Source organism: Nocardia sp. NPDC046763, assembly GCF_040645495.1.
Taxonomy (GTDB): domain Bacteria; phylum Actinomycetota; class Actinomycetes; order Mycobacteriales; family Mycobacteriaceae; genus Nocardia.
Genome location: NZ_JBEYYI010000001.1, coordinates 350,541 through 372,328 on the forward strand (window position 1 = coordinate 350,541; position 21,788 = coordinate 372,328).

At 69.3% G+C, this 21,788-nt stretch carries 18 protein-coding genes; 12 read left to right on the forward strand and 6 right to left on the reverse strand.

Annotated elements, in window-relative coordinates; genetic code table 11:
• Window positions 1–116 precede the first annotated feature (116 nt).
• From ABZ909_RS01665 to ABZ909_RS01695, 7 genes are all read left to right on the forward strand, one after another.
• Entirely contained in the window at window positions 117–1,019 is a 903-nt protein-coding gene (locus ABZ909_RS01665; RefSeq protein WP_356995677.1) for a hypothetical protein, read from the forward strand.
• Between the two features lie 258 nt (window positions 1,020–1,277).
• Window positions 1,278–3,416: a glycosyltransferase family 39 protein gene (locus ABZ909_RS01670; protein ID WP_356995678.1), complete on the forward strand. Its 2,139-nt coding sequence runs from the start codon at window positions 1,278–1,280 to the stop codon at window positions 3,414–3,416.
• Between the two features lie 208 nt (window positions 3,417–3,624).
• Window positions 3,625–4,761 carry a BTAD domain-containing putative transcriptional regulator gene (locus tag ABZ909_RS01675; protein ID WP_356995679.1) on the forward strand — a complete coding sequence of 379 codons (1,137 nt, stop codon included), beginning with the start codon at window positions 3,625–3,627 and terminating at the stop codon, window positions 4,759–4,761.
• Between the two features lie 148 nt (window positions 4,762–4,909).
• Window positions 4,910–7,597, forward strand: coding sequence for an alkaline phosphatase family protein (locus tag ABZ909_RS01680; RefSeq protein ID WP_356995680.1), 2,688 nt, complete (start codon window positions 4,910–4,912; stop codon window positions 7,595–7,597).
• Window positions 7,598–7,674: 77 nt separating this feature from the next.
• Entirely contained in the window at window positions 7,675–8,910 is a 1,236-nt protein-coding gene (locus tag ABZ909_RS01685) for a cytochrome P450 (RefSeq protein ID WP_356995681.1), read from the forward strand.
• Between the two features lie 130 nt (window positions 8,911–9,040).
• A complete protein-coding gene (locus ABZ909_RS01690; protein ID WP_356995682.1) occupies window positions 9,041–9,610 on the forward strand; it encodes a helix-turn-helix domain-containing protein in 570 nt (189 codons plus the stop codon).
• A gap of 58 nt (window positions 9,611–9,668) precedes the next feature.
• Entirely contained in the window at window positions 9,669–9,956 is a 288-nt protein-coding gene (locus ABZ909_RS01695; RefSeq protein WP_356995683.1) for a chorismate mutase, read from the forward strand.
• 37 nt (window positions 9,957–9,993) lie between these two features.
• On the opposite strand, the gene ABZ909_RS01700 is transcribed toward ABZ909_RS01695, so the two are convergent.
• Window positions 9,994–10,911, reverse strand: coding sequence for an alpha/beta hydrolase fold domain-containing protein (locus ABZ909_RS01700; protein ID WP_356995684.1), 918 nt, complete (start codon window positions 10,909–10,911; stop codon window positions 9,994–9,996).
• A gap of 4 nt (window positions 10,912–10,915) precedes the next feature.
• Complete coding sequence (locus ABZ909_RS01705) at window positions 10,916–12,379, reverse strand: NAD(P)/FAD-dependent oxidoreductase (RefSeq protein ID WP_356995685.1); 1,464 nt, start codon at window positions 12,377–12,379, stop codon at window positions 10,916–10,918.
• Window positions 12,380–12,519: 140 nt separating this feature from the next.
• Between ABZ909_RS01705 and ABZ909_RS01710 the strand changes: the two genes are divergently transcribed.
• Window positions 12,520–13,560, forward strand: a complete 1,041-nt coding sequence (locus tag ABZ909_RS01710) for an NAD(P)-dependent alcohol dehydrogenase (RefSeq protein WP_356995686.1) — start codon at window positions 12,520–12,522, stop codon at window positions 13,558–13,560.
• Between the two features lie 30 nt (window positions 13,561–13,590).
• Here the strand turns inward: ABZ909_RS01710 and ABZ909_RS01715 are convergent, their stop codons facing one another.
• Both ABZ909_RS01715 and ABZ909_RS01720 read right to left on the reverse strand, forming a co-directional pair.
• Window positions 13,591–14,523 (reverse strand): alpha/beta hydrolase, encoded by a 933-nt coding sequence (locus ABZ909_RS01715; protein ID WP_356995687.1) that lies wholly within the window; start codon window positions 14,521–14,523, stop codon window positions 13,591–13,593.
• A 39-nt stretch (window positions 14,524–14,562) separates the two neighbouring features.
• Window positions 14,563–15,435 carry a hypothetical protein gene (locus tag ABZ909_RS01720; protein ID WP_356995688.1) on the reverse strand — a complete coding sequence of 291 codons (873 nt, stop codon included), beginning with the start codon at window positions 15,433–15,435 and terminating at the stop codon, window positions 14,563–14,565.
• 204 nt (window positions 15,436–15,639) lie between these two features.
• Between ABZ909_RS01720 and ABZ909_RS01725 the strand changes: the two genes are divergently transcribed.
• Window positions 15,640–17,157: an amino acid permease gene (locus ABZ909_RS01725; protein ID WP_356995902.1), complete on the forward strand. Its 1,518-nt coding sequence runs from the start codon at window positions 15,640–15,642 to the stop codon at window positions 17,155–17,157.
• 146 nt (window positions 17,158–17,303) lie between these two features.
• Window positions 17,304–17,591: a hypothetical protein gene (locus tag ABZ909_RS01730; RefSeq protein ID WP_356995903.1), complete on the forward strand. Its 288-nt coding sequence runs from the start codon at window positions 17,304–17,306 to the stop codon at window positions 17,589–17,591.
• 54 nt (window positions 17,592–17,645) lie between these two features.
• Here the strand turns inward: ABZ909_RS01730 and ABZ909_RS01735 are convergent, their stop codons facing one another.
• Together ABZ909_RS01735 and ABZ909_RS01740 are read right to left on the reverse strand one after the other, a co-directional pair.
• The gene (locus ABZ909_RS01735; RefSeq protein WP_356995689.1) at window positions 17,646–18,296 is read right to left on the reverse strand and encodes a DUF305 domain-containing protein; all 651 of its coding nucleotides are present in this window, start codon (window positions 18,294–18,296) and stop codon (window positions 17,646–17,648) included.
• A 90-nt stretch (window positions 18,297–18,386) separates the two neighbouring features.
• On the reverse strand, window positions 18,387–18,854 hold the full coding sequence (locus ABZ909_RS01740; RefSeq protein ID WP_356995690.1) for a DUF6153 family protein: 468 nt from the start codon (window positions 18,852–18,854) through the stop codon (window positions 18,387–18,389).
• Between the two features lie 117 nt (window positions 18,855–18,971).
• Here ABZ909_RS01740 and ABZ909_RS01745 point away from each other — a divergent pair, with 117 nt between their 5' ends.
• Together ABZ909_RS01745 and ABZ909_RS01750 are read left to right on the forward strand one after the other, a co-directional pair.
• Entirely contained in the window at window positions 18,972–19,889 is a 918-nt protein-coding gene (locus ABZ909_RS01745) for a ribonuclease Z (RefSeq protein WP_356995691.1), read from the forward strand.
• Window positions 19,890–20,076: 187 nt separating this feature from the next.
• On the forward strand, window positions 20,077–21,747 hold the full coding sequence (locus tag ABZ909_RS01750; RefSeq protein ID WP_356995904.1) for a DUF885 domain-containing protein: 1,671 nt from the start codon (window positions 20,077–20,079) through the stop codon (window positions 21,745–21,747).
• Window positions 21,748–21,788: the final 41 nt, after the last annotated feature.

Consider the following 21,788-nt stretch of genomic DNA (forward strand, 5'->3'; position numbering starts at 1 on the left):
CGAACCCGCGCCGATTCCGCGGTGATCCAGTTCACGAACCGACATATTGCGTATACCCCTAGGGGGTATTAACTTGATCTTTCGTAAGGCACCGAAGCAGTTGAGAGGGACGAGAAATGACCACCCAGGCGCACACCGGACACCACGACCATGCGGCTCACGGCGATCACGCCGCGCATGCTCACCACGCGGCCCCGGTCGACCACACTGCTCACGCCAACCACGGCGATCACGCGGCCCACGCCGGGCACGGCGATCACGCGGCCCACGAGGCGCACACCGCTCACGGTGGCCACGCCCACGGCGGCCTGCCGGGCGGACTCCAGATCACCCAGGACGGTTACACCCTCGACCTCGCCGAAAAGGTCGTAGCCGCAGGCGAAATCGAGTTCCGATTCCGCATCCTCGGCCCGGATGGCCTGCCCGTCAACGACTTCGACGCCATCCACGACAAGGAATTGCACCTGATCGTCGTGCAGCGCGAGCTGACCGGCTTCTGGCACGTGCACCCGGAGCGGCAGGCCGACGGCACCTGGACCATCCGGCTGAACCTGCCCGAGGCGGGCGCCTACCGCGCCTTCACCGATATCGCGCCGCGCGCCCTCGGCAAGACCATCACGCTCGGAGCCGATTTCGCCATCGCGGGCGACTACCGGCCCGGTACCGCGCCGGAACCGCAGCGCACCATCACCGTCGACGGCTACCAGGTCACCCTGGACGGCGATCTTGTTCCCGGCGAGGGCCGCCTGCTCACCCTCACGGTGCGCAAGGACGGCGCGCCCGTCGCCGATCTGCAGCCCTACCTGGCGGCCTACGGCCATCTGGTGATCCTGCGCGCGGGCGATCTGGCCTACGTCCACGTGCACCCGAACGGCGAGCCCGGCGACGGCGTCACCGCGCCCGGTCCCGACATCACCTTCCACACCGCCGTTCCCGGCCGCGGCACCTACCGGCTGTTCCTCGACTTCAAGCATGCCGACAAGGTCCGCACCGCCGCCTTCACCCTGCCCACCGTCTGACCCCACCCGTCCGGATCGGAGAAGTCGTGTGCGACTGCCGAAGTCCCCGGAGCATGACTACCGAACAATGCGGTCCGCTGCGCCGGACGACACGCGGAAGGACATCCGAATGGCTGCCCTTCCTGCTGTTTGCCCAGGTAAGGCCATCCTCTTGTCCCCTCACAGAGAACTCCCAGTCGACCTGAAGCTCGGTTCAAAATCCGCTGCCTAGGCTCCGCGAGGTCAATCGGAATCTGGGAACACAGGAAGGCGGGTGGCATGTCGACCATCACCAGCGTCGCGGGCGATGCGGCCTCCTCCGGAGGCGGCGACGCCTCCACCGGGGAGGACAACGCAGCCTTGTCGGAGGGTAGACGCGCGTCCCGATGGGCGATGCTCGCCCCGCCCGGGCAGCCGCGCTGGGAGCGACCGGCCACCCTGGCGCTGCTGATCGCCACGGCCGTCGTCTACCTGTGGGGTCTCGGCGGTGCGGGCTGGGGCAACGGCTACTACGCCGCCGCCGTGCAGTCCGGCACCCAGAGCTGGAAGGCCCTGCTGTTCGCATCGCTGGACCCGCAGAACTCCATCACCGTCGACAAGCCGCCCGCCGCCATGTGGGTGATGGGCCTGTCCGGCCGCATCTTCGGCTTCAACTCCTGGTCCATGTTCGCGCCGCAGGCCCTCATGGGTGTGGCCGCGGTGGCGCTGCTCATCGCCGCGGTGCGTCGCTGGGCCGGACCGGCCGCCGGTCTCATCGCCGGCGCGGCGCTCGCGGTGACCCCGGTGGCGGCCATGATGTTCCGCTTCAACAACCCCGACGCCCTCATGCTCCTGCTGCTGGTGGCCGCCGCGTACTGCACGGTGCGGGCCATCGACGCCCGCGGCGAACGGCTCTGGTCCGGCAGCACCGGCTGGCTGGTCGGCGCGGGTGTGCTCATGGGCTTCGGCTTCCTCGCCAAGATGATGCAGGCCTTCCTGGTGCTGCCCGGCCTCGCGCTGGTCGTGCTGGTGGCCGGCGCGGGCGGATGGCGCACGCGCATCATGCAATTGGCGTCCGCGGGCGTGGCCCTGGTGCTGTCCGCGGGCTGGTATGTGGCGCTGGTCGAACTGTGGCCCGCCGGATCCCGGCCCTACATCGGCGGTTCCACCAGCAACAGCCTCTGGGAACTGGCCGTCGACTACAACGGCCTCGGCCGGGTGCTGGGCAACAAGAACGGCGGCGGCGCCCACCGGCCCACCCCGCCCCCGATGCCCACGCCGGACGCGGCCCAGCATGCCGACCCGTCCCAGATGCACGGCGGTTTCGGCTCGCAGCCCGGCCTCACCCGCCTGTTCAGCGGTGAGCTCGCCACCGAATTCTCGTGGCTGCTGCTCGCCGCGCTGATCGCCCTGATCGCCGGACTCTGGCTGACCCGCCGGCTGCCGCGCACCGATCGCGTGCGCGCCGGACTGCTGCTGTGGGGTGGCTGGCTGCTGATCACCGCGGCCGTGCTCAGCTACATGAGCCGCAGCTTCCACTCGTACTACGCCATGGAGCTGGTGCCGGCGATGGCCGCGCTGATCGGCATCGGCGCGACCCAATTGTGGCAACGCCGTGCGCATCTCGCGGCCCGCAGCACCCTCGCGGTCATGTCGCTCGCCACCGGCGGATGGTCGTTCGTGCTGTTGCACCGCACCCCCGAATGGCTGCCGTGGCTGCGCTGGACGCTGGTGGCGCTGTCGGTGGTCGCCGCGGCCGCGCTGCTGATCGCCCCGAAGCTGCCGCGCTTCGCGCTCGCCATCGGCGTCTTCGCCCTGCTCGCCGGACTGCTCGGCCCCACTGTCTACACCCTCGAGACCGTTGCCCAGGTGCACAATGGCGGCAGCCCGATCGCCGGTCCGCCCCGCAGCGAACACGGTGGCGGCCCCGGCCAGCGCGGCGGCGTGCCCGACCCGCAGATCGCCGGCCTCATCCAGGGCAGCGAAACCCGTTGGGCCGCAGCCGCTATCGGCGCTCAGGACGTCAGCTCGCTCGAATTGACCACGGGCAAGGCGCTGCTCGCCGTCGGCGGTTTCAGCGGCCGCGACGACTCACCGACCCTGGCCCAGTTCCAGCAGTACGTCGCCGACCACCAGATCGGCTACCTGCTGGTCCGTCAGCGCGAGGAATCCGGACAGGACAACAACTCTCAGGGTCGCCAGTCGAACGCCGGTCAGCCGAGCAACCCCCAGTCCGGCCACGACCGCTCCGGTGCGAGCCGCGACACCCAGCCGGGCGGTGCCGCCCCCCAGCCGGGCCAGGGCGGCAATGCACCGCAGTCCGGCCAGGGCAACTCGGAGTCGGATCAGTCCACCTCCGCCCAGATCACCGCCTGGGTGAAAGCGAACTACCCGGTCACCATGATGGGCAACGTGGAGGTCTACAACCTCAACCCCTGACCGGTGACAGCATCCACGAGCATGCACCGGTGCGGGCACCCTCCCGGGACACGCCCGCATCGGTGCATGCTCGTTGTATCCGCGCCCGGATGGAACGAATTCGAGCCGGGGACCGACCAGTTCGGTGAGAGGAATTCGGCGGATACGAGGGGCGGCCGTGGATAACTACAGTGACGGACGACAGCTGGGGCCGGGCGGGAGGTCGGCGATGGGCGACGTGCGCGCGCAGGTGGGGGTGCTCGGCCCGGTGCAGTTGACCATCGACGGGGTGGCCCGGCAGCTGGGCGGGCCCAAGCAGCGCGCCGTGCTTGCCTACCTCGCGATCAATGCCAACCGTCCGGTATCCGTCGAGGCCCTCGCCAGCGCGGTCTGGGAGGACAATCCGCCGCCCGACGTGCGCGTCAGCCTGCACGCCATCGTCTCCAATCTGCGCAAGCCGCTGCGCGACGGCGGCATCGACGCCCGGAACATGCTGCAGCACATGGGCACCGGCTATCGCATCGTGCTCGCGGACCCCGCCTGCGATGTCTTCCGCTTCCGGGCCTGCCGCGAGAACGGCCTGCGCGCCCTCGCCGCGGGGCGGTTCGCCGCCGCCACCGCCGCCCTCTCCGACGCGCTCGCCCAGTGGCGCGGACCCGTCCTGTCCGATCTGCGCGGACTCGGCTTCGCCGACGCCTACGCCGTCGCCCTCGACGACGAGCGCATCGGCGTCATCGAGGCCCGCGCCGAGGCCGATATCGCCCAGGGCCGCGCCGAGGGGGTGGTCTCCGAGCTGGCCCTGCTGGTGCGCGATCATCCACTGCGGGAATCGCTCTGGGAGCAGTTGATCACCGCGCTGTACCTGACCGGCAGGCAGTCCGACGCGCTCGAGGCGGCCCGCCGGCTGCGCGGCATCCTCGCCGAGGAACTCGGCATCGATCCGGGCCACCGCATCCGGGAGCTGGAATCGCGCATCCTGCGCCAGGACCCGCTCAGTGTGCCGGCGGTCGCGGCGGCCTCGGCCACCCGCGCGACCACCATCGTGGACCGCAGCTGGCACGAGCCGCAGGCGCTGCTGCGCGACCGCTCCGGGAACGTCTTCCCGGTGACCGGCTCCACGACCCGCATCGGCCGCCTGTCCGACAATGACATCGCGCTCACCGACGGCCGGGTCAGCCGCCACCACGCGCTGCTCATCGACAACGGGCACACCTGGGTGATCAAGGACCTGCACTCCTCCAACGGCGTCTATGTCGATGGCGCACGGGTTGCCGACAGCGGATTATTGTCCGATGGAGCGGTGCTGCGCATCGGCGATACCGAACTGGTCTTCCTGCTGGTTCGCGACGAGGACAACGCCGGCTGAACAGCAGTGAATGCCACGTGACAGATCCGCGAAGTCCGGCGCCAATGATTAACTGACCCTTCATTACTGATCCCCCTCACCGCCACGAACCCCCAAGCTCGGTCGGCGATCCTCGACGGTAGCCGTTCCTATGCTCACAGGGGTTGCCATGGATCGGAGGCGTTTTCTGAAGCACGCCGCGCAGCTGGGTGGTGCGGCCGGAGCCATGTCGATGCTCCCGCCGAGCCTGGTGCAGGCCTGGGCCGAACCGGCCCCGCCCGGCGGCTGGGACCGAATCGAGCATGTGGTCATCCTCATGCAGGAGAACCGCTCCTTCGACCATTACTACGGCTCCATGGCCGGCGTGCGCGGCTACGCCGACCTCAATGCGCTGCAACTGTCCACCGGGCGCTCGGTTCTCCACCAGCCCGACGGCGGCCGGGTGGTGCTGCCATACCCCACCACGCTGGAGAACATCGACGGCACCGATCACGGAACTCGCACCGGCCATGATGCTTTCGCCTTCGGCCGGCACGACGGCTGGATCCCCGCCAAGGGCGAGGGCACCATGGTCGGCTACGACCGCGACAGCCTGGGCTTCTATTACCAGCTCGCCGAGGCGTTCACCCTGTGCGACGGCTACCACTGCTCGGTGAACGGGCCCACCGACCCCAATCGCATGTACCTGTTCACCGGCACCGTGGAAAACCCGCTGGCCCTGGACAATTTCGCGGAATCCCTGCAGGTCTCGCTGTTCGCCGACGACCTGAAACTGCGCTGGATGCGCAGCCTGCCGGTCGCCGGGATCGTGGACGCCGTGCTGGGGATGGTGCACGGTTTGACCAGTGCCCTCCCCCACTCGGTCGCCGAGTCGCTGGCCGGGCTGGTCGCGCCGCGGACCGGCAATCTGTTCCTCTACGACGCGCTGCTCGGCCCCGACGCCGGGCGCTACGTCAACGACATCATCTTCGGCCTGCCCTGGACCACCTACGCCGAACGACTCCAGGAGCGCGGCATCGGCTGGCGCGTCTACCAGGAGTGGGACAACTACACCGACAACGCGCTCGAGTTCTTCCTGCCCTTCCGTGAGGCCGCCCGGGCCGCGCTGAAGTACACCAACGGCGGCCGCGGGGTCGCCTTCGAGAACTTCTTCCGCTATTACCTGGACCTGCAACGGGATCCGAGCCTCGAACCCGCCTACGCCGCCGACCTGAAGCGGGGCCTGGACGAGCTGTCGGAGGGGCAGCGGGCGCTGGTGGAGCAGGGACTGCTGCGGGCGCGCACCGGCACGCTCGTGGAATCCTTCCGCACCGATGTGGCGACCGGACGGCTGCCCACGGTGTCCTGGATCGTCGCACCCTACGTCGACTGCGAGCATCCGGTCATGGGCCCGCGCAATGGGCAGGCCATGGTGCGCGAGGTGCTGGAGGCGCTCGCCGAATACCCCGACGTCTGGAACAAGACGGTATTCATCCTCAACTACGACGAGAACGACGGTTATTTCGACCATGTCCCGGCGCCGGCGCCGCCGGAGGGCACGGCCGGTGAATACTTCGGCCGCTACAACGTCGGCCTGGGCGCGCGGACACCCGCGATCATCGTGTCGCCGTGGAGCAAACAGGCCGTATGCTCCGAATTGTTCGACCACACTTCGGTGCTGAAGTTCCTGGAGCGGGTCACCGGTGTCGCCGAACCGAATATCAGCCCGTGGCGGCGGGAGGTGTGCGGTGACCTGTCCTCGCTGTTCGACTTCGGCGCGCGCCGCACCCTCATCCTGCCCACCGCCGCCCCGCGCACCGAGCAGCCGATGTCCGGTGTCGCGCAACCGCTTCCGTTCGTGCAGCGCATGCCGAAGCAGCAGACCGGCAGCAAGGCGCGGGTGCCGCTGCCGTACCGGATGCAGGCCCGCTGCGCGCCCAACGGGCAGGGCGGGATCACCCTCACCATCGATAACGGCGGCACCGGCACCGTGCACTGCCGGGTGCATCCGAACGCCTTCGCCGCGGACTTCACCCCGACCCGCTTCGACATCCCCGGCGGCGGCGCTGTCGCACACGACTTTCCGGCGGTGAACGGCCGCTACGACTATTCGGTATACGGCCCCGACGGCTTTCAGCGTCGCTTCGCCGGCGACCTCAGCGGTCCGTGCGGCGCGCTGCGGGTCACCGCCACCGCCGCCGCATCCGGCAGGCGCAAGCTCTCCTGGGTATTCGAAAATGGTGGGAAGCAACCGGTTTCGGTTGCGGTGCTCTCCAATGCCTACCGTCACGACGGGCCCTGGATCATCGATGTCGCGGCGGGCGGGACCGAGCGGCGCGATATGGCCTGTGACGCCGATTCCGAGGGCGCGGGCTGGTACGACTTCTCGGTGACCGCCGCCGCCGATGCCGGATTCTGGTGCCGGGCACGCGGATTCGTGGAAACCGGCGCGGCCGGGCGGACCGCCGACGACGCCGCGCCCTTCGACCGGCTGCTGCTGGATCGGTCCCTCTACGAGCCCGGCCGGGACCTGGTCGTCAGCTACGGCCTCGCGGGCGCGGTGGCCGGGCATCGCCTCGCGGTCTACGCCGATCCCGGTGGCCTGGCCGCCACGGTGCCCGCGACGCCCGCGCTGCGCACCCTCGCGTTGGGGAACGGGGTGACGCGGGATCAGGTGGTCCTGCCGGTCATCGCTCAGCCGGGCGCGGCCGATGCCGCGGTCGCTCCGGTGGCGGGCCTGCGGCAGGTCGGCGCGGCCGCGGTCCCGGCCGACGCGGCCCTGCGGCCCGGTCCGCTGCCGACCGGCTCCTACCTGCTGCATCACCTGGATGATGCGGGCCGGCCGCTGGCCCATCCCGTTCGCTTCCGGGTGCTCTGACTCCGACTGCCTGGTACACCGTGGCGGCTATGCCACAGGTTCTAGACATATTGTGGGTTTTGTCTTACGGTCGGTTCATGAGTTCAACGGCGTCTCATGCGGTGCGATTCGAACTGCGCTCCGGCGAAACCTGGCGCAACCCGTATCCCATGTATTCCCAACTGCGCGACCATGATCCGGTCCACCGGGCGGTCCCGGAGGGTCGCGAATCCGACGACTTCTACGTCCTGTCCCGGCACGCGGACGTATACGCGGCCGCGCGCGACCCCGAGACCTTCTCCTCGGCCTCCGGCCTGACCGTCGACTACGTCGACCTGCTGGCCGCCGGATTCGGCGCCGCCAAGCCGTTCGTCTTCATGGACCCGCCCGACCACACCGACTTCCGCCGCCGGGTATCACCGGGATTCACACCCCGGCAGGTCAATTCGGTCGAACCCGAGGTACGCGCCTTCGTCATCGAGCGCATCGAGGGGCTGCTGGCCGCCGGCTCGGGCGATATCGTCAAGGACCTGTTCAAGCCCCTGCCCACCATGGTGGTGGCGCACTATCTCGGTGTGCCGGAACGGGATCGGGGCAAGTTCGACGTATGGACCGAGAACATCGTCGGTGGCGCGGTCGAGGGCGCGGGGCTGGCCGCGGGCGACCAGAACGCCTTCACCGCGGTCGGTGAAATGGTCGGCTACTTCAGCGAGCTCATCGACCAGCGGCGCCAGGAACCCGGCGACGACACCATCTCGCACCTGCTGGCCTCCGGGCTCGGTGCGGACGGCGACAACGAGGGCCTGCTGGCCATGCTCGGCTTCGCCTTCACCATGATCACCGGCGGCAATGACACCACCACCGGAAACCTCGGCGGCGCTGTGCAATTGCTCACCGCCTTCCCCGACCAGCGCCGCCTGCTGGTGGAGAATCCGGCGCTCATCCCCGACGCCGTCGAGGAATTCCTCCGCATGACCTCCCCGGTCCAGGGCCTGGCCCGCACCGCCACCCGCGATGTGGAACTGCACGGCGTCACCATCCCCGCGGGCCGCCGCGTGCTGCTGCTCTACGGGTCGGCCAACCGCGACGAACGCGAATTCGGGCCCACCGCCGCCGAACTCGACGTGCGCCGCAACCCCAAGCGCATCATGACCTTCAGCCACGGCCACCACCACTGCCTGGGCGCGGCCGCCGCCCGCATGGTGGCGCGGGTCGCCCTGGAGGAACTGCTGGCCCGCTGCCCGGACTTTGCCGTCGATCTCGATACCGTGCAGTGGGCACATGGCAACTACGTGCGCTGGCCGATCTCCGTCCCCTTCCGGGCGACGGCCTGACCGACCCCGGGGCGGCCACCGCAAGGTCGGCCCGGTCGCACCGTCCGCGCACCGCGCGGGCAGAGTGTGAACGAGTGGGTCCGGTGGCGGTTGCCCCGCAGCCGGGCCCGCGAGCACCGAAGGGACATCCATGAGCCGAGACTGGCTGGCCGACGACCGTGCCGACCTGGCCGCCGAGCGCATCCTCGATGCCGCCGCGCGCCTGTTCGCCGAGCGCGGCGTCACCGCGGTCGGCATGGGCGATATCGCCAAGGCAGCCGGATGCTCCCGCGCGACGCTCTACCGATACTTCGAGAACCGGCAGGCCGTCCGGCTGGCCTTCGTGCACCGCGCCACCCGCCGCATTGCCGGGGGCGTGTTCGAGCAGGTCGCCGCGATCGCGGATCCGGGCGAGAAGGTGGTCACCGCCATGCTCGGCGCGATCCATGCGGTCCGGGCCGACCCCATGCTCATCGCCTGGTTCCGCCCCGGCGAGTCCGGCGCGGCCGGGCGCATCAGCCAGGACTCCGACGTTATCGAATCCATTGCGGCGGGCCTGTTCACGCCCACCGCCCTCACCGATCCCGAGCGCAGCCGCTTGGCCCGCTGGCTGACCCGCATCATCGTCTCCTTCCTCGCCGCCCCCGGCCGCGACGACGCGGAGGAGCGCGCCATGCTGGAGGAGTTCGTGGTGCCGGTCGTCAGCCGGGCTTTCGTGTGATCCGCGGGGCTGTCGGCCCGAATGGTCGGGCGCCCGGCGTTCGATAGGCTGCCTGCTCATGTCCGCTCCACGTTCGCTGGCCGAAGTCCGCACGCGCATCGACGTTCTCGACGGTGACCTGATCCGGCTGCTGGCCGAGCGGCAGGAGCTGGTGCGCGCGGCCGCCACTTTCAAGGCCGACGAGCAGGCCGTGCGCGCGCCCGATCGCGTGGAGCGGATCGTGACCCTCGCCCGCGAGCGGGCCGACGCGGCCGGGCTGGCGCCCGCCGTCGCGGAAGCGGTGTGGCGGGCCATGATCGGGGCCTTCATCGACCTCGAGCTGGACGAGCACGCCGCCAGGCGCTGAATGTGCCGGACCGGGCAGCGGTGTGGGATCGATCCGATCAGCGGCTCGCCCGGTGGCCGACGTGGCGGCCGTAGAGGCGTTCGGACAGCGCGGATGCGAGATCGGCCACGGCTTCCCGCGCCACGCGCATGGGCAGGGCGTGGAAGACGTGCCAGAGCCTGCGGTACTCACGGTGCCGCAGGGGCGCAGCCGATTTCGCCGCCACGGCGGCGAAGCGGCGGGCATCCCCGGCCAGCAGGTCGTCGCCCGCCGAATGCATGACGATGGGCGGCAGGCCGGTGATGTCGCGGTAGAGCGGGGACCGGGCGCGGCGTTCGTCCTCGGGGACACCCGGCAGGTACGCGTCCATGAACTGCGTCATGAGCGGCGGGTTCAGCAGCGGCTCGCGGCTCGGATCGCACTGGAAGGCCGAGGAATTCACGGTCAGGTCCAGCACGGGGCAGATGAGCCCGAGAATCGCGGGTTGCGGCCAGTTCTTCTCGCGCAGCCGCAGGGCCAGGTCCAGCGCCAGGCCACCACCGGCCGAATCACCCACCACCGCAATGCGTTCGGCCGGGATGCCCGCGGCGAGCAGGGCGCGATAGGCCGCGAGGGTGTCGTCGATGGCGGCCGGGTACGGGTGCTCGGGGGCCAGCCGGTAATCCAGGGCGTGCACGGTGGTCCCCATGGCCGCCGCCAGCGCACCGGTGAGGGTGCGCACCATGCGTGGCATGCCGATCACATAGCCGCTGCCGTGCAGGTACAGCACCGCGGCATCGGTGGGTGCCGAACGGGGGGTGAGGGTTTCGACCGGTATGCCGCCGAGTCGACTGGTCTCGACGGCGATACCGCGCGGCGCCCGGGCGAAGGTGGTGCCCGCACCGACCCGGGCGCGGACCCGGGACCAGTCCGGGGCGGGGCCGAACCACCAGCGGCCCACCAGGCGGGAGATCGAGCGCCAGAACGCTGTTTCCACGATGTCACTTCCGGCTCTCGACGCGCTGATTCAGGTCGTAGTCGACCGGATCCGGTGCGCTGCGGATCAGCTTCTCGTAGCGCCCCGGGGTCCACGGCCACAGCTCGGGCAGCCCGTCCTCGCCGAGGTACCAGCTGGTGCAGCCGGTGGTCCACACCGTGCTCGGGGCGGCGGCCCGCATCCGCGCGTTGTAGCGGTCGGTGGCGGCGCGGGTGGGGGCGACGGTCGCGAATTCACCTGCCTGCCACCGCCGCAGCCAGCCGACGATACGCGCGGACTGCGCCTCGGCGACCGCGGTCAGCGGATGATTGGCGAAGGGACTGTGCGGGCCGACCAGCATGAACAGATTCGGGAAGTCCGGCATCATGACGCCCTCGAAGGCGCGCGGGCCCTGCTCCCACGCCTGATCCAGGGTGCGGCCGTCCGATCCGGTGATCGCCATCGGGCGCATGAAGGCGTGCGAGTCGAATCCCGTTGCCAGGACCAGGATGTCGAGCTCGTGCAGGCGGCCGTCGGTGGTCACCACGCCGCGCTTCTCGACGTGGTCGATGCCCTCGGTCACCAGCGCGACATCGGGGCGCTGCACCGCTCGGTAGAAGCGGTCGGACACCACCAGCCGCTTGCACATGGCCTGATAGTCGGGCGTCAGCTTGCGCCGCAGTTCAGGATCCTTGACCGACCGCAGGTTTCGCTCCACCACCCACTGGATGAACCGGCGCACCCGGCCGGGATGCACCAGGCCCTGCGAGAACACCGCGAAGGCGACGCGATTGAACCAGTAGGGGAGTGCGCCCAGCGCGGGTATCAGCGAGTAGAGCCGCTTCGACACCCGCGTGTACGACCGGTTCACCGTCGGCAGGATCCACTGCGGAGTGCGTTGGAACAGCACGACTTCCGGCACCGTGCCCGCGAGCGCGCTCACCAGCTGGGTGCCGGTGGAGCCGGTGCCGATCACACCCACCCGCTTGCCGGTCAGCTCGACATCGTGCCGCCAGCGCGCGGAATGCATGACTGGGCCGCCGAATTCGTCGAGGCCGGGGATGTCGGGCCGGTTGGGGTGGTGCAGGAAACCCGTTGCGCACAGGACGAAGTCGACACGCCGGGTCGCGCCGTCGGAGGTGGTGAGCTGCCAGCCGTCGCCGTCGAACACCGCGCCGGTCACCTCGGTCCCGAAGCGGGTGCGCCGGTGGAGTCCGTGCTCGCGCGCCACCCCGACCAGGTAGTCCTTGATCTCCGGCCCGGCCGAATACAGGTGTGACCATTCGGGATTCATGGCGAATCGGAATTGGTAGTACCGCGAGGGCACATCGCACACCAGGCCCGGATAGCTGTTGTCACGCCACGTGCCGCCGTACTCGTCGGCCTTCTCGTAGAGGGTGAAGTCGGTGAATCCGGCCCGCTGCAGAGCCACGGCCATGCAGATCCCGGAGATTCCGGCGCCCACGATGGCGATCCGCGGTGTGTTCATGGGACGCGAGCCTAGACAGCTGTCCGACATGGTGGGAAGGCTTTCGAGTAAATCAGTAGACATTCCGTCATTCGCTAGACGCAGTGTATAGCCAGTGCTACCGTGTGCGCCAGATCACAAGCTCGAGGCAAGGAAGCACGATGCGCGCACTCCAGTGGACCGGCCCGGAAAAGGTGCAGATCAACGACATCCCGGTCCCGGACATCGGCCCCACCGATCTGCTGCTGAAGGTCGGCGCGGCGGGCGTCTGCCACTCCGACCTGACCCTGGTCAACTTCCCGATCCAGCTGCGCGAGGATCCGCTCACCCTCGGCCACGAGATCGCCGGCACCATCGAGGCCATCGGCTCGGATGTGAACGGGCGTGAGATCGGCGAACGCGGTGTCGTCTACCTGTTCTGGACCTGCGGCGTCTGCCGGGAGTGTGTGAGCGGCAACGAGAACGTCTGTCTCGCGGCTGGTCGCGTCGCCATGCCGCCCTGCCCCGGACTCACCATCGAGGGCGGCATGTCGGAGTACGTGCGGATTCCGGCGAGCTCGTTCGTGCCCATCGGCGACCTGGACTTCCTGCAGGCCGCGCCGGTCGCCGACGCCGCCCTCACCGCCTACCACGCCATTCGCGGTGCGCGCGAAGCGCTCCGGCCCGGCGGCACCGCGGTCGCCATCGGCATCGGCGGGCTCGGGCACGTGGCCGTGCAGATCCTGCACGCCATCTCCGGCGTGCGGGTCATCGGCGTGGACCAGACACAGGAGAAGCTGGACCTGGCCGCCGACTGCGGTGCGGAGCTCGGCATCCTCTCCGGCGGCGACACCGCCAAGCAGATCCTCGACCTCACCGACGGGCGCGGCGCGGACGCCGTCTTCGACTTCGTCGGTGTGGACGCCACCGCCAAGCTGGCCTGCGAGACCGTCGCCCCCAACGGTGCCTACCGCATGGTCGGAATCGGCGGCGGCGCACCGGAAATCACCGCCGGACCGGCCGGCGGCCCCGGCTGGCCGTGGGGCGCGACCGTGCGGAAATCGCTGGGCGGCACCCGCAGCGACCTGCACGCGTGTGTGGCCCTCGCCCAGGCGGGCAAGCTGCACATGGAGGTCGAGCGCTTCGACCTCGCCGAAGGGCCGGAAGCCTTCCGCCGCCTGGACGCGGGCCAGATCCGGGGGCGCGCGGTCCTGGTGCCGTGACCGATTCGCGCCCGAGACAGGCTGGATGAATCAGCCTGCGGCGGGTTCTATCTCGCCGAGGAACTTCGCGACGCGCGCCGCGATCTCGTCCGGGAACTCGCCGTTGATGGCGTGTGAGGCGTCCGGCCACACCTCGAATTCACCGCCGGGCACCAGCTTTCGCGCCTTGTCCGCCAGCTTGCGGGCATTGTGCACGATGCTGCGCCCGGCGAAGATCCCGAGGAACGGCATGGTCAGGGCCGAAAGCTGGTCCTTGGCAGGCTGATTGGTCATCGGCAGATAGGAGACGAAGTCCTTCATGCCCGAGGCGATCAGCCTGCCCTCGGGCAGGTCCTGCGGCGCGGACACCCCGCCGGAAATCCAGCTCAACAGCCTGTTGCGCCACGTCTCCGGCATCCCCGGCAGCACCGAACCCAGCGACACCAGAATCATCTTCCAGGTCACCCCGCCGAACACGAACGGCGCATCCAGGGTGATGAGCGAGGCCACCCGATCCGGATGGTGCACGGCCAGATTCACCGCCGACCACCCGCCGATCGACACGCCCAGCACATGCACCGGCCGAGACTCCAACGCCGCCAGCGCCTCCGACAGCCACGCCGCGTGATCGACTCCGTCGGTCAGCGGCCGGGACTGCACACTCAACCCCGGCTCACCCAGCAGATCCAGTGTGATCACCGGCCGCACCGCCAGCAGCCCCGGCAGATTCGCCGCCCACATCGGCGTGGCGGCCTGCCTGCCGGGCAGCAGCACCAGCGGCGTCGCCTCCCCCGCCCGGAATCGATATGCCCGCACCGTCCCGAAACTCGTTGGCACATCGATGGTTTCCCGTACGGGCGGCAACAGCCCGAACCCGTCCCGATACGCCTTCGCATACCGCCGATACCCCGCCGTCTCGCGGAAGTACCCGACCCGCTTGCCCTTGAACTTCGGCCCCACGTTGCTCTCGGGAAACTCGACCATGTTTCCAGGCTAATCTCCGGCCGAGCCGGTGCATCGACCTCACTGCAACCCGGCGATGCGGCGTTCCAGCCAATGGCGGGATTCGGCGTCGGGGGCGCGGAGGAGGACCTTGCGGCGCGCGGTGGGGGAGAGCGCGGATAGTAGGCGGGCCAGGCGTTTTCGGGTATCCCAGCCGAGCAGGTAACGGACCGCGCCGGTGACGGCGGCGTCGTCGGCGAGGTCGACCGCGCGGGCGAAATCGGTGTGGTTCTCCAGATCCAGGCACTGGGCCGGAATGCGTTCGTGCGGCGGGTAGCCGGAGTAGGCGCCGGTGCCCGCGGCGTACCAGGCGCACAGGCGCAGGATTCGATCCACCGCATCCGGGTACGCCGCCGACAGCAGGCCGTGGACCTCCGCCACCTGGCGTCCGGTCAGGCTGCCGCCGGAGGCGGACGTATCGAGAAAGAGGCTGGCGTAGGACATGAGCGGTGCAGGGATCTCGGCCGCCCAGAGGCGGGCGGCACGGTCGGTTTCGGCCTGGCGCTGCTCGGCCACGCGGTATTCGCGCAGGGGACCGGCCACGCCGCGCACGGCAAGCCATTCCAGTGGGCGGACGCCGTCGGCCAGCAGGGCGTCCCGGGGCCAGCCGTCCCAGCGGATCGAATAGCCGTGATGCAGGGTCACCGTGGCGAGCGGACGCTCGGCGGTATCGAAGAAGTCCAGCACCACATCGCCCCAGCACATGCACGCGAAGCCGGGCAGGTCGGCAATGCGCAGGGCGTCCCGCAGCGCCCGCACGGCAATCGGGTCCCGCTCCTCCAGCAGGGTCGGCGCCTCCCCGGGCATCTCCCTGACCCGGACGCCGTGCGCATGCGCCAGCACCCGATCCAGCGCGACCGGATCGCCGCCCGCGGACGCTCCCCCGAAAGCCATACCGAAACACTAATCCGACCCACCGGTCCCCGGCGTGGTGTTGCGGCCGCACGCGGGTGCATTCTCGGTGACCAGCCTGTTGCTGAACTGGTACGTACCAGCTGGTGATACGGTGCCGTGTGACGCCGATAACTCGCCTGACGGCGACCGAACGGTGAGAACTGCATTGTTGCCGAGAAGCCAGATTTAGGAGAGACAGTGGCGATATCGGACTCCCCGCGAGACGCTGCCGGTCCCGCTGCCCAGCGCACCACCGGACTGTTCCGCACCAAGAGCGTCGAGCAGTCGATCCGGGACACCGACGATCCCGATGCCAAACTCCGCAAGGACCTGACCTCGTGGGACCTCACGGTCTTCGGCGTCGCGGTCGTGGTCGGCGCCGGTATCTTCACCCTCACCGCGCGTACCGCGGGCAACATGGCCGGACCCGCGGTCTCGCTGGCCTTCGTCTTCGCGGCCGTCGCCTGCGGCCTGGCCGCACTCTGCTACGCCGAATTCGCCTCGACCGTCCCCGTCGCGGGCAGCGCGTACACCTTCTCCTACGCCACCTTCGGTGAGCTGGTGGCCTGGATCATCGGCTGGGACCTCATCCTGGAATTCGCGCTCGGCACCTCGGTGGTCGCCAAGGGCTGGTCTCAGTATCTGGGCACGGTCATGGGCGGGCATCAGCCCATCTGGCACTTCGGGTCGGTCAAGTTCGACTGGGGTGCGGTCGTTCTGATCGCCCTACTCGGCGTGCTGCTCGCCCTCGGCACCAAGCTGTCCTCGCGGGTGTCCGCGGTCGCGGTCGCCATCAAGCTGGCCGTCATCGCGCTGGTGGTCGTGGTCGGCGCCACCTACTTCAAGGTCTCGAACCTGAAGCCCTTCATCCCCGCATCGGTCCCCAACGCGGATTCCGGCAGCGCGAGCAAGCTGCAGCAGACCCTGTTCCAGCTGGTCACCGGCGGCGGCAACAGCCACTACGGCTGGTACGGCCTGCTGGCCGCGGCCTCCATCGTGTTCTTCGCCTTCATCGGCTTCGACGTGGTCGCCACCGCCGCCGAGGAGACCAAGGATCCGCAGCGCAATGTGCCGCGCGGCATCCTGGGCTCGCTGGCCATCGTGACCGTGCTGTACGTGGCGGTCTCGCTGGTGCTCACCGGCATGGTGTCCTACAAGGACCTGCAGGGCAACGATGCCACCCTCGCAACGGCTTTCGCCCTGCACGGTGTCACCTGGGCCAAGAACATCATCTCCGTCGGCGCGCTGGCCGGTCTGACCACGGTCGTGATGGTGCTGTTCCTGGGCCAGACCCGCGTGCTGTTCGCCATGTCCCGCGACGGCCTGATGCCGCGCCGGCTCGCCCACACCGGCCCCAAGGGCACCCCGGTGCGGATCACCGCCATCGTCGGCGTCATCTGCGCGGTGCTGGCCGGGTTCGTGGACTTCGGCACCCTGGAGGAAATGGTCAATATCGGCACGCTGTTCGCGTTCGTGCTGGTGTCCATCGGCGTGGTCGTGCTGCGCCGCAGCCGGCCGGATCTGAAGCGTGGCTTCCGGGTGCCGCTGGTGCCGTTCATCCCGATCCTGTCGGTCATCGCCTGCGCCTGGCTCATGTTCAACCTGTCGGTGGAGACCTGGCTGCGGTTCGTCATCTGGATGGCGCTGGGCCTGGTCGTGTACTTCGCCTACGGCCGACGGCACTCGGTGATGGCCCGCGCGGAGACGAAATCTGGTAGCTGATCGGGTGCTCGAGTTCGGTGCTGGTGGTGTGTCTTCCATACGCGACCTTGCGGAATGCGGTTCAATTGCTCTGAATAGTGAGAGTTGTGCCACAAGTTCGACCCATCAGCACCGTCTCAGCATCCCGAGAGGAACCGGTCGTGAGCATGCTCCTCGCCGTGCATGACGCCTACACCACGGTTGTCGCGCAGATCGGCAACCCGACCCCGGAGACCCCGCCCGTAGCCGACAAGCTGATGAAGCTGGTCCGCTACTTCACCTGGTTCACCATGCTGTCCGGCGTCACCGCCATCACCTACGGCGGTGGCCGGTTTGCCTGGGAGAAGTGGAGCGGCGGCGGCCTCGAATCACCGAAGATGGTGGCCGGAGCGATGATCGGCGGCGTCACCGCCACCAGCGCCGGCACCATCATGAACGCCGTAATCGGCAATTGAGAAACGCTCGTAACGGGTGCGCCGGATACCGGCGCACCCGTTGGCTTCTCGCGGTCAGCTCTGGCCCAGCATGCTGTTCATCTGGGTGATTTCCTGCTGCTGTGCGGTCACGATGGACTGCGCCAGGACCTTCGATTCGGCGTTCGTGCCCTGTGCCAGTTCGGTATTCGCCATGGTGATCGCGCCCTGATGGTGCTCGATCATCATCTGCATCCACAGCTTGTCGAAGTCCGGGCCGGACAGGCCCTCCAGCTTGGTCATCTGGTCCTTCGACATGATGCCGGGCATATCGTGACCCATGTCGCCGCTCGGCGCCGGCTTGCCGAAACTCTGCAGCAGCGTGGTGATCTGCTGCATCTCCGGCGACTGCGCCTGCTCCACGGCCTTGGCCAGGGTGATCAGCTGCTGGTTCTGTGAGCGGGTGGGCACCAGCTTCGCCATCTCCACGGCCTGCGCGTGATGCGGGTACATCATCTGCAGGAACGTGACATCGGCGGCATTGAAGTCGCTGCGGGTGGCCGCCGGCGCCGAGGTGCCGGTCGCGCCGTGATCCATGCCGGGCATGCTGCCGTGATCCATGGCCGTGGTGGTCGAGGACGGCGCGGCCTTCGAGGTGTCGCTGTCATTGCCGCTACAGCCGGCGGCGATCAGGGCGGTGGCCGCGGTGCCGGCGATCAGGGCGAGCTTGATCCGGGTGCTGAACATGGTCGAACTCCTTGGTGGGTACTGGTGAATCGGGAAATGAGCAGGCGAAAACCCGCGTCCGCGTGAGGGATACGCGGCCGCGGCGGCCCATCAGATCCGCAGGATCGCCAGTTCGGCCAGGGAGAGCACCGTCCAGGGTGGTGGACGGGCGTGATGCGCGCGCGGGCGGCGCGGTGTCGAGGTGACGGCGTCGCGGCGGCCGATGCCGACCCAGGCCAGCAAGACCAGACCCAGTCCGAGCAGCAGCGCGGCGAGCACGAACAGGCAGCCGTGCATTCCCGCGTGGCCGTTGCCGCAATCGCCGCCACAGCCGGGCATGGACATGTGGTTCTCGCCGAGGGCCGAGGCCATGGCGATGGGGGCGATACCCGCCATGGGCAGTGCGGCGTCGTGCGTGCGCTCGGTCATAACGGTCGCCGGGCTCCCGGCGTGGTCGCCGGTCATGCGGTCATGGCTCATGCCCAGGACGAGCGCGTGCATGGCCACCAGCCCGGCCAGCAGGGCGAGCAGCCCGACGGCCCGGATGAACCGGGTGCCTCGGGGCTGCTGTTCGATCACGGCGGCCATTCTACGGACCTGCCACCGCCCGGCCGGATACCCCCTGTCGGTATCGTCACGGGACGCGCCCGCCTCGCCACCGCGAGGATCGGCGGAGTGGACGGTAGCCTGACGGCCGTGTCACAGCGCGAACTGGTCATTCTGGGGACGGCCAGCCAAGTACCGACCAAACAGCGCAATCACAATGGCTACCTGCTGCGGTGGGATCGCGAGGGGTTGCTGTTCGACCCGGGGGAGGGCACCCAGCGGCAGATGAGCTTCGCGGGTGTGGCCGCCAGCGGGATCACGCGCATCTGCATCACCCACTTCCACGGGGACCACTGCTTCGGCCTGCCGGGTGTGCTGGGCCGCATCAGCCTCGACGGGGCGCTGCATCCAGTGGACGTCTACTTCCCGGCGTCCGGCGAGGTCTACTACGAACGGCTCATCGATTCCTCGGCGCACAACCGCCAGGTGGACCTGCGCCCGCACCCGATCACCGATGCCGGTGAACTGCCGCCGCCGGGAGCCGATTTCACCCTGCGCGCGGCGCGGCTGTCCCACCCGGTCGAATCGTTCGGCTACCGGCTCGACGAGCCGGACAGCCTGCGCTTCATTCCCGAGCGACTGCGCGAACTGGGATTGTCCGGGCCGGTCGTGGGTGAACTGCAGCGGCGCGGCGAAGTCGAGATCGGCGGGCGCATGGTCACTCTCGACGAGGTGAGCGAGGCGCGGCCGGGACAGAGTTTCGCCTTCGTCATGGACACGCGGCTCTGCGACGGCGTCCACGACCTGGCCCGGGGCGTGGACATGCTCGTCATCGAGTCCACCTTCATCGATGCCGATGAGCACCTGGCTGTCGAATACGGTCATCTCACGGCGGGGCAGGCGGCACAGGTGGCGGCGCGGGCGGGGGTTCGCACCCTGGTGCTGACCCACTACTCGCAGCGCTACCGCGCCCTGGACCAGCATTTGGCCGATGCCCGTGCCCATTTCGACGGGGAGATCGTGGTGGCCGAGGATCTGATGCGAATTCCGGTTCCGCCGCGCCGCTGACATCGGAGAAGAAGGCCATAATGGTTCGCGGCCCAAGCGCAGGTCGATGGAGCGCTCGTTCTGGACTGCGGCTCGATAGACCTCCGCCTCGGAGCGGAGGAGCGAAGCGGGGAGCGCAGGGAGGGAAGAACGAGACCTCCGGGGCCGCGAACCCGGTCGGAGCGAAGCGGAGGGCAGATTGAACACAGTGCACGAGGAACTCATCGGACTCGCCGACCGGTACTGGGACGCCATGCTGGAGTCTGCGCCGAGCGAGGCGACCCTGTTGGGGGACAGGAGATTCGACGATCGCATCGAGGATCTGTCGGTCGCTGCGGAGGAACGGCTGCTGGGTACCTGGAGGGGGTTACTGGCCGAGGTGGATGCGCTGGACCCCGCGCGGCTGGGTGACGAGGACCGGACCACGCGGAGCCTGCTGCGCACCGAATTGGCTTCGGCCGTCTCGCATCTGGAGTGGCGGCCCGTCGAAATGGCCTCGGATCAGATGACGGGCGTGCACGCCGGGATGCTGACCATGGCTCCCCAGGTGAACGCGCCCGAACCGGAGAACGCGCGGCGGCTGGTGCAGCGCTACCGGCAGTTCGGCACCCTGATGAACCAGGCCGTGGAGCGCTTCCGGGCGGGACTCGCGGCCGGGCGCATGCCGGCACACATCACCATCGTGCGCGCGCTCAATCAGTTGGACGGCTATCTGGCCTCCGATCTCGCCGACGACCCGTTCGTCACCCTGGCCGGCCCGGCGGGCTGGGATGGCGAAACCGCTTGGCGCGCAGAGCTGGCCGAGGTCGCGCGGGAGGTCATCCGGCCGGCCTTCGCCGCCTACCGGGCGGTGCTCGCCACCGAGCTCGAACCCGCATCGCGCCCCGATGACAAGCCCGGCCTCTGCTGGCTCGGCGACGACGGTGCGGACATCTACCGCCGCCTGCTGCGCCACCACACCACGCTGCCCGACCTGGGCGCGGACGAGATCCACCAGCTCGGCCTGGACGAATTGGCCCGCCTGCGCGCCGAATACGAGGAGGTGGGCGGCCGCCTGTTCGGCCTCGCCGGCCAGACCGCCATTTTCGCCCGCCTGCGCGAGGATTCGGCGCTGCGCTACGGCGACGGTGCGGAGATCATGTCCGACGCCCGGGCGTATCTGGCCGCCGCCCAGGCGGAGATGGGCAACTGGTTCGGCCGGCTCCCACGCCAGTCCTGCGACATCCAGCCTGTCCCCGACTTCCTGGCCGCGGACGCACCCGCCGCCTACTACTTCCCGCCTGCGGCCGACGGCTCCCGCCCTGGCGCATACTACGTGAACCTGCGGGAACCCAAGAGCCGCAACCGCTATGAGACCGCCGCGGTCGCCTACCACGAGGCCATCCCCGGCCATCACCTCCAGCTCACCATCGCCAACGAGCTGGACCATCTCCCGCGCTTCCAGCGCATGTCCTTCTCCAATACGGCCTTCGTCGAAGGCTGGGCGCTCTACACCGAGCGCCTCGCCGACGAAATGGGCCTGTACCCCGACGATCTCACCCGCATCGGCATGCTCGCCGCCGATTCCTGGCGCTCCTGCCGCCTGGTCGTGGACACTGGTCTGCACGCCAAGGGCTGGACCCGTCAGCAGGCTGTCGACTTCATGTCCGCCAACGCCCCCGTCGGGCTCGAGGAAATCCGGGTGGAGATCGACCGCTATATCGCCATGCCCGGCCAAGCGGTGGCCTACAAGGTCGGCCAGCTCGAGATCCGCCGCCAGCGCGCCCTGGTCACCGATCGTCTCGGATCCGCCTTCGACATCAAGGCTTTCCACGACAAGGTGCTCGGCTCCGGCTCGGTCAGCCTCCCGGTCCTGCGCGATCTGGCCGCCTCCCTCTGACACTCTGCGGCGGGCAGCCGGTGGGCGTGGCTCACCGGCGC